Genomic DNA, 7,063 nt, shown 5'->3' with positions numbered 1-7,063 from the left:
GCGAAGTTCATCTCGTGCGTCACGCACAGGAACGTGATGTCCGTCGTCCGCGCGATGTCCTTGAGCAGCGCCAGCACGCCGGCGACGAGCTCGGGGTCGAGTGCGGAGGTCACCTCGTCGAGCAGCAGCACCTGCGGCCGCATCGCGAGCGCCCGCGCGATCGCCACCCGCTGCTGCTGGCCGCCGGAGAGCTGCGACGGATGCGCGTCGACCTTCTCCGACAGGCCCACGAGGTCGAGCAGCTCGTGCGCGCGCTGCTCGGCCTCGACCCGGGACAGGCCCAGCGCCCGGATCGGCGCCTCGGTGATGTTCTGCAGCACCTTCATGTTCGGGAACAGGTTGAACTGCTGGAACACCATGCCGATCCGCTTGCGCAGCTGCCGCTGGTACTTCTCGTCGGCGGGCACCAGCCGGTCGCCGCGCTTCATGTGGCTCAGGGACTCGCCGTCGACGTGGATCGTGCCGCCGCTGACCTGCTCGAGGGTCATCAGCAGCCGCAGGATCGTCGTCTTGCCCGAGCCGCTCGGCCCGATCAGCGTGACGAACTCCCCCGGCCTGACCGCGAAGTCCAGCTCGTCGAGGACGACGTTGTCGCCGAACTTCTTGACCACGCCATCGAACCGGATCATGACGTCAGTGGGTTGCGACACGGCGCTCCAACCGTCGGACGAGCAGCGAGGCTGAGTAGCTCAGCACGAGGAACAGGACCCCGGCGATCGTGATCGGCTCGGGGTAGCGGAACGCCCGCGAGCCCGCCTGGTAGGCCGCGCCGACGATGTCCAGCACGCCGATGGTCAGCAGGATCGGCGTCTCCTTGAGCAGCGAGATCGAGTAGTTGCCCAGCGCGGGCAGCACCCGCGGGATGGCCTGCGGCAGGATCACCGCGAGCCACGTCCGCGCGCGCGGCAGGCTCAGCGCCTTCGCCGCCTCCCACTGCCCCGGCGGCACCGCCTCGATGCCGGCGCGGTAGACCTCGGCGGTGTAGGTGGCGTAGTGCAGGCCGATCACGATGACGCCGGTGGTCAGCGCGTCGAACTTCAGCCCGATGTCCGGCAGCACGAAGAACGCGAAGAAGACCTGCACGATCAGCGGCGTGCTCCGGATGATCTCGATGAACGCCCAGGCCAGCCCGCTGACGATGCGGACCGGCGACCGGCGCAGCAGCGCGAGCCCCAGGCCGAGCACGTAGGCGAGGATCGAGCCGAGCACGGTCGCCTCGATGGTGACGAGCAGGCCGTTCCCCACGATCTCGGGGAACACCTGCCGCGCGTAGTTCCAGTCCCAGTTCATCAGTGCACCCCGGCACCCGCGTCGGCGGTCACCTGCAGTGCCCTGGCCCGCGCCGCCCTGCTCGGCCCGCGACCGACGAGCCGGGCCGCGCGGCGCTCGACGAACCGCATGAGCGTGGTGATGAGGACCGCGAGGACCAGGTAGAACAGCAGCACGAGCAGCCAGATCAGCCACGCCTGCGAGATGAACCGGTCCACCAGCACCTCGCGGGCCTGGTAGGTCATCTCGTGCACGGTGATGATCGTCAGCAGCGCGCTGCCCTTCAGCAGCTGGATGAACAGGTTGTTGAACGGCGGCACCATCTCGACCAGCGCCTGCGGCAGGATCACCCGCCGCATCCGTTGCGCGGGCGTGAGGCTGAGCGCGATCGCGCCCTCGTACTGGGCCCGCGGCACCGACTGGATGGCGCCGCGGACGATCTCGGCGCCGTACGCGCCGAAGTTCAGGCCCAGCACGAGGATGCCGGCCATCAGCGGGACGATCTGGTAGCCGACCAGGATCGGCAGCACGAAGTAGATCCAGATCAGCTGGACCACCTCGGAGGTGCCGCGCCAGACCTCGACGTAGATCCGCGCGATCACCCGGACCGTCCGGGAGCCGGACAGCATCGCGAGCCCGAAGACGAACGACAGGACGGTCGCGATCAGGATGCCGCCGAGCGTGGCCTCGACGGTCAACAGCAGCCCGTCGAGGATCGTCTCGACGAACAACGGCACGTTGTCGAACATGTCCGGGTACCTATGCGGCCTGGCAGAGCTTCTCGGTGGTCACGTCCGCGGGGACCTGGTTGGCCTCGGTGAAGCCGAACGGCGTGACGATGTCGAGCCACTTGCCGCTGCTCTGCAGCTTCTTCAGCTCGGTGTTGAACGCCTTGACCAGGTCGTCGTCACCCTTGCGGAACACGAAGCCACCGGCCTGGATCTGCTCCTTGCCCTTGATCGTCGGCACGAACCCCTCGGTGACCTCCAGCGGCGCGGTGGGGTTGTCCTGGAGCATCCGGCGCAGCGAGATGTCGGTCAGCGCGCCGCAGTAGGCACGCTGGTCGAGCAGCGCCTGGAGCATCTCGGGCTGGCCGTCGTAGGGCTGGATCTTGTCCTTCGGGATGCCGAGGGACTCGACGACGGCCTGCTCGACCGTGCCGGACAGCACGGCGATGGTCTGGCCCTTTGCCTTGAGGTCGTCGAAGTTCGTGATCTGCTGCGGGTTGCCCTTGGGCACGAGCAGCGCGGTCGGCGTCACGTAGTCGACCGCGGAGAACTGGGCGTTCTTGCACCGGTCGGGCAGGATCGCCATGCCGGCGGCGACCATGTCGTACTGGCCGGCGTTGAGAGCCTGGATGAGCTGGCCGAACTCGACCTGGGTGGGCTTCACCTCGTTGACGCCGATGGCCTTGAACACGGCCTTGGCGACCTCCGGCGCCTCACCGGTCACCTTGCCGCCTTCGGTGTAGCCGTAGGGGATCTCGCCGGCGATGCCGATCTTGATCGACCCGGCGTCCTTGGCCCGCTGCAGCGCGCCGCCCGCGCCCGCCTCCGGCACCTTCGAGCAACCCGCCAGCAACGCGGGCCCGCCGAGTGCGACCACTCCCGTCGCCGCGCTCAACCTGAAGAAGTCCCGCCGTGTCCAGTTATCCGTCGCCATCGTTCGCCAGTCCTTTTCGTACCCGCACGTGCGTCAGCATCCTTGGTGACCACCGAACGTAGGGGCATCGTCTGACCCGGTCAAAGGTGGACCGATGATCAACGACGGCCGTTAGCAAAAAGAGACCTGGCGTTCCGTAACGCTGGCAGGAACCTGCCGACCTCCGAGATCAGGTCCCCGCGCAGGCCATTTCGGTGGTCAGGCCGGCCGGCGGCGCGTTGTGCCGGGTGAGCCCGAACGGCGCGACGATGGCCATCCAGTCGCCGCTGTTGTGCAGGTCACGCAGCCTGTTGTTGAACGAGTCGAGCAGGTCGGTCGCGTCCTTCGGGAACGCGTAGGCACCCACCAGCGGCAGCCTGCGGGCAGGCGTGAACGGCTCCACGACCGTCAGCGGGGCGCCGCTGGTCTGCACCAGGTCGCGCGAGCTGAGGTCGTCGAACGCGGCGCAGTCGGCCAGGCCGTGCCGCACGGCGTCCAGCAGGTTGTTCGGCAGCCGCAGCCGGACGATGTTGCCCGCGGGCACCCCGGCGGCCACCGCGTCCTGCTCCTCGGGCAGGTGCTCCATCACCGCGAGCTTGGCGCCGGTGGCGGCCACCTCGGCGTAGGTCTTGACACCCCGGGGGTTGCCGGCCGGCACGATCAGCGCGGTCCCGGACACGTAGTCGGGGTCCGTGAAGGTCACGCTCGCGCAGAGGTCCTTGCGGATCGCGAGGCCGCCGACCAGGTCGAAGGACCCTGCCTGGAGCCCGGCCAGCAGCTGCGCCTCCTCGTGCACGAGCACGATCTTGACGTCGGGCGCGCCGAGCTGCTCGAGCACCGCGCGGGCCACGTCGGGCACCGGCCCGCTGATCCCGCCGTCCTCGACGGTGTACGGCCGAAACGCCACGATCCCCAGCCTGACCTGCCGGGGCGCGGCGCTCGTCGACTCGGTCGCGGACGGCCGGGCGGCGGGGTCGGCGGTGGGTGTGCCGCCGATGCGGGACGAGCAGCCCGCGGTGGCCGCGGCGCCCAGAACCGTTGTGCGGTAAAGGAACTGGCGCCGCGTCCAGGCCATGTGGTCACCCCGAGGTCGTGGGAATCCCGTTCGCCTCGCGGACCACGGTCACGATCTCGTTCATGATCTCGGTGAGCTCGTAGTCCTTGGGCGTGAACACCCTAGCGACGCCGCGTTCCCGGAGTACCCGGGCGTCCTGCGGCGGGACGATGCCGCCGACCACGACGGGCACGTCCGCCGCGCCGGCCGCGCGCAGCCCGTCGACGACCTCGGGCACGACCGCGAGGTGCGAGCCGGACAGGATCGACAGGCCCACGACGTGCACACCCTCCTGCACGGCGGCGGCCACGATCTGCTCGGGGGTGAGGCGAATGCCCTGGTAGACGACCTCGAAGCCGACGTCGCGGGCGCGAACGGCGATCTGCTCGGCGCCGTTGGAGTGGCCGTCGAGGCCGGGCTTGCCGACGAGCATGCGCAGCCGGCCACCGAGCTCGTCGCCGGTCGCCCGGACCCGGTCGCGGACGGCGGCGAGGTCGCCGGACGCCTCACCGGACGCGGACGCGCCGGACACCCCGGTGGGCGCGCGGTACTCGCCGAACACCTCCCGCAGCGCGCCGGCCCACTCGCCGGTGGTGACGCCGGCCTTGGCGCACTCGAGGGTGGCCTCCATGAGGTTGGCGTCGGTGCGGGCGGCCGAGGTGAGCAGCTCGAGCGCCTTGTCCACTTCGGACTCGTTGCGCTGGGCGCGCCAGCGCTCGAGCGCCTCGACGGCCTCGCGCTCGACCTCGGGCTTGATCGTCTCGATCACGCCGTCGCCCTCCAGCGGGCTCTTCTCGGTGGTGTCGAAGCGGTTCACGCCGACGACGATCTCCTCGCCGGTCTCGATGCGCCGGCGCCGCTCGGCGAGCGAGCCGACGAGCTGGGTCTTCATGTAGCCGTTCTCGACCGCGGCCACCGCGCCGCCCAGCTCCTGCACCCGGTCGATCTCCGCCTTGGCGCCGGCCACGATCTCGTCCACCTTGGACTGTACGACCGCGGAGCCGTCGAAGATGTCCTCGTACTCCAGCAGGTCCGTCTCGTAGGCCAGGACCTGCTGCATGCGCAGCGCCCACTGCTGGTCCCACGGGCGGGGCAGGCCGAGTGCCTCGTTCCACGCGGGGAGCTGGATGGCCCGGGCGCGGGCGTTGCGGGACAGGGCGACGGCGAGCATCTCGAGCACGATGCGCTGGACGTTGTTCTCGGGCTGCGCCTCGGTGAGGCCGAGCGAGTTGACCTGGACGCCGTAGCGGAACCGGCGGTGCTTGGGGTTCTCGACGCCGTAGCGGTCGCGGGTGATCTCGTCCCACAGCTCGGCGAACGCGCGCACCTTGCACATCTCCTCGACGAACCGCACGCCGGCGTTGACGAAGAAGGAGATGCGCGCGACGACGTCGCCCATCTTGTCCTGCGGCACCTGTCCGGAGTCGCGGACGGAGTCGAGCACGGCGATGGCCGTGCACATGGCGTAGGCGACCTCCTGGACGGGGGTCGCGCCGGCCTCCTGGAGGTGGTAGCTGCAGATGTTGGTGGGGTTCCACTTGGGCACGTTGGCGACGGTCCACGCGACCACGTCGGTGATGAGCCGCAGGCTCGGGCCGGGCGGGAAGACGTAGGTGCCGCGGGAGAGGTACTCCTTGATGATGTCGTTCTGGGTGGTGCCGGTGAGCTTGCCGACGACCTCGTGCCAGTCCGCGCCCTGCTCGTCGGCCTGCTCCTGGGCGAGGGAGACGTAGAGGGCGAAGAGCCACATGGCGGTGGCGTTGATGGTCATCGAGGTGTTGGCCGCGGCCAGCGGGATGCCGTCGAAGAGCTGGCGCATGTCGCCGAGGTGGCTGATCGGGACGCCGACCTTGCCGACCTCGCCGCGGGAGAGGACGTGGTCGGGGTCGTAGCCGGTCTGCGTGGGCAGGTCGAAGGCGACCGAGAGCCCGGTCTGGCCCTTCGCGAGGTTGCGCCGGTAGAGCAGGTTGGAGGCGGTGGCGGACGAATGGCCCGCGTAGGTCCGCATCACCCACGGGCGGTCCCGCTCGTCGTCGGTCGGATACGGCATCGGACACCTCCGTTGACCCGTCGGTCTTCTGAGGGTACTGGCCGGTAACCCGCACGGCAGATGTTGTGGTGAACGCCGCACGCGCTTGCGCCGGCTTGCGACAATGGTGCCGTGGGCTACTACACCCTGTTGATCCCGCTGGTGGTCCTCGGCGTGCTGGCGCTGGTCCTGCGGTGGGCGTCCAGTCTCGACACGGACAGGGCGCACCGGAAGGACTACGGACTGCTGCGCGAGGTGGCCAAGGTGCCGTCCTCGACGGCGGCGCGCGTGGTCGAGACGCAGCTGCGGCGCGCGGGGGTGTCGGCCACCACGGTGCCCGCCGAGGACGGCGTCGGCCTGCGGATCCTCGTCTTTCCGAACGACGAGGCGGCCGCCATCGACGTGCTGCTGCACCAGAACCCTTCCTGACCGGCTTCCCGGTGACAGGCTGGGCCGGGCTGAGTCAGCGAGCCGCGTCCACCACCCCGGCCGAGCTGCCACCCCGCCGCCGAGGCTCCCCGGCGGCGATCACCTTCCCGCGCCCCGCGAACTCCAGCCCGGACGCGACCCCGATATCCGGGCTGATCTTGATGCTCGGATCCAGCGGTGACGTGTCCCGAACGTCGAACCTGTGCCCCAGCGCCCGCAGACCCGCCACCGCTGGCTCGGCCAGGAACCCCGGCTCCGCCTGGGTCGACGCCGCGTTGCGCTGGGACGCCCGCGGGGCCGCGATGGCGTCCGGCAGGGCCATGCCGAAGTCCACCCGGTTCATCAGGATCTGCAGCACCGTCGTGATGATCGTGGCGCCGCCCGGGGAGCCGACGGCCAGGAAGGGCTTGCCCTCCCGCAGAACGATGGTCGGCGACATGCTCGAGCGCGGCCGCTTGCCCGGCGCCGCGAGGTTCGGGTCGGGCGCGCTGCCCTGCGTCGGCGCGAAGTTGAAGTCCGTCAGCTCGTTGTTGAGCAGGAAACCCCGCCCCGGCACGACGATCCCGCTGCCACCCAGCTGCTCGATCGTGTTCGTGTACGACACGACGTCGCCCCACTTGTCGCTCACCACGAAGTGGTTG

At 70.0% G+C, this 7,063-nt stretch carries 8 protein-coding genes; 1 reads left to right on the top strand and 7 read right to left on the bottom strand.

The window, feature by feature from the left end:
• The 6 genes from VGD70_RS05035 to VGD70_RS05010 form a co-directional block, all read right to left on the bottom strand.
• On the bottom strand, positions 1-629 hold a 629-nt coding region (locus VGD70_RS05035), incomplete at its 3' end, for an amino acid ABC transporter ATP-binding protein (protein WP_331078590.1).
• Positions 630-633: 4 nt separating this feature from the next.
• Positions 634-1,290 carry an ectoine/hydroxyectoine ABC transporter permease subunit EhuD gene (ehuD, locus tag VGD70_RS05030; RefSeq protein ID WP_331078588.1) on the bottom strand — a complete coding sequence of 219 codons (657 nt, stop codon included), beginning with the start codon at positions 1,288-1,290 and terminating at the stop codon, positions 634-636.
• On the bottom strand, positions 1,290-2,018 hold the full coding sequence (gene ehuC / locus VGD70_RS05025; RefSeq protein WP_331078586.1) for an ectoine/hydroxyectoine ABC transporter permease subunit EhuC: 729 nt from the start codon (positions 2,016-2,018) through the stop codon (positions 1,290-1,292). Before ehuC ends, ehuD begins: the two co-directional genes overlap by 1 nt.
• 10 nt (positions 2,019-2,028) lie before the next feature.
• Positions 2,029-2,931, bottom strand: a complete 903-nt coding sequence (gene ehuB / locus VGD70_RS05020) for an ectoine/hydroxyectoine ABC transporter substrate-binding protein EhuB (RefSeq protein WP_331078584.1) — start codon at positions 2,929-2,931, stop codon at positions 2,029-2,031.
• A gap of 169 nt (positions 2,932-3,100) precedes the next feature.
• Positions 3,101-3,985, bottom strand: a complete 885-nt coding sequence (locus tag VGD70_RS05015) for a transporter substrate-binding domain-containing protein (RefSeq protein WP_331078582.1) — start codon at positions 3,983-3,985, stop codon at positions 3,101-3,103.
• Between the two features lie 4 nt (positions 3,986-3,989).
• Positions 3,990-6,014, bottom strand: coding sequence for a protein meaA (locus tag VGD70_RS05010; RefSeq protein ID WP_331078581.1), 2,025 nt, complete (start codon positions 6,012-6,014; stop codon positions 3,990-3,992).
• A gap of 111 nt (positions 6,015-6,125) precedes the next feature.
• Here VGD70_RS05010 and VGD70_RS05005 point away from each other — a divergent pair, with 111 nt between their 5' ends.
• Positions 6,126-6,422, top strand: a complete 297-nt coding sequence (locus tag VGD70_RS05005) for a hypothetical protein (RefSeq protein WP_331078579.1) — start codon at positions 6,126-6,128, stop codon at positions 6,420-6,422.
• Positions 6,423-6,456: 34 nt separating this feature from the next.
• On the opposite strand, the gene VGD70_RS05000 is transcribed toward VGD70_RS05005, so the two are convergent.
• Positions 6,457-7,063, bottom strand: a 607-nt coding sequence (locus VGD70_RS05000) for a gamma-glutamyltransferase (protein WP_331078577.1), incomplete at its 5' end; no start/stop codon positions are given.

This window comes from Actinophytocola sp. (assembly GCF_036402745.1).
Taxonomy (GTDB): domain Bacteria; phylum Actinomycetota; class Actinomycetes; order Mycobacteriales; family Pseudonocardiaceae; genus Actinophytocola.
The sequence above is the reverse complement of the archived record's forward strand: the minus strand, read 5'-3'. Positions and strand labels throughout refer to the sequence as shown.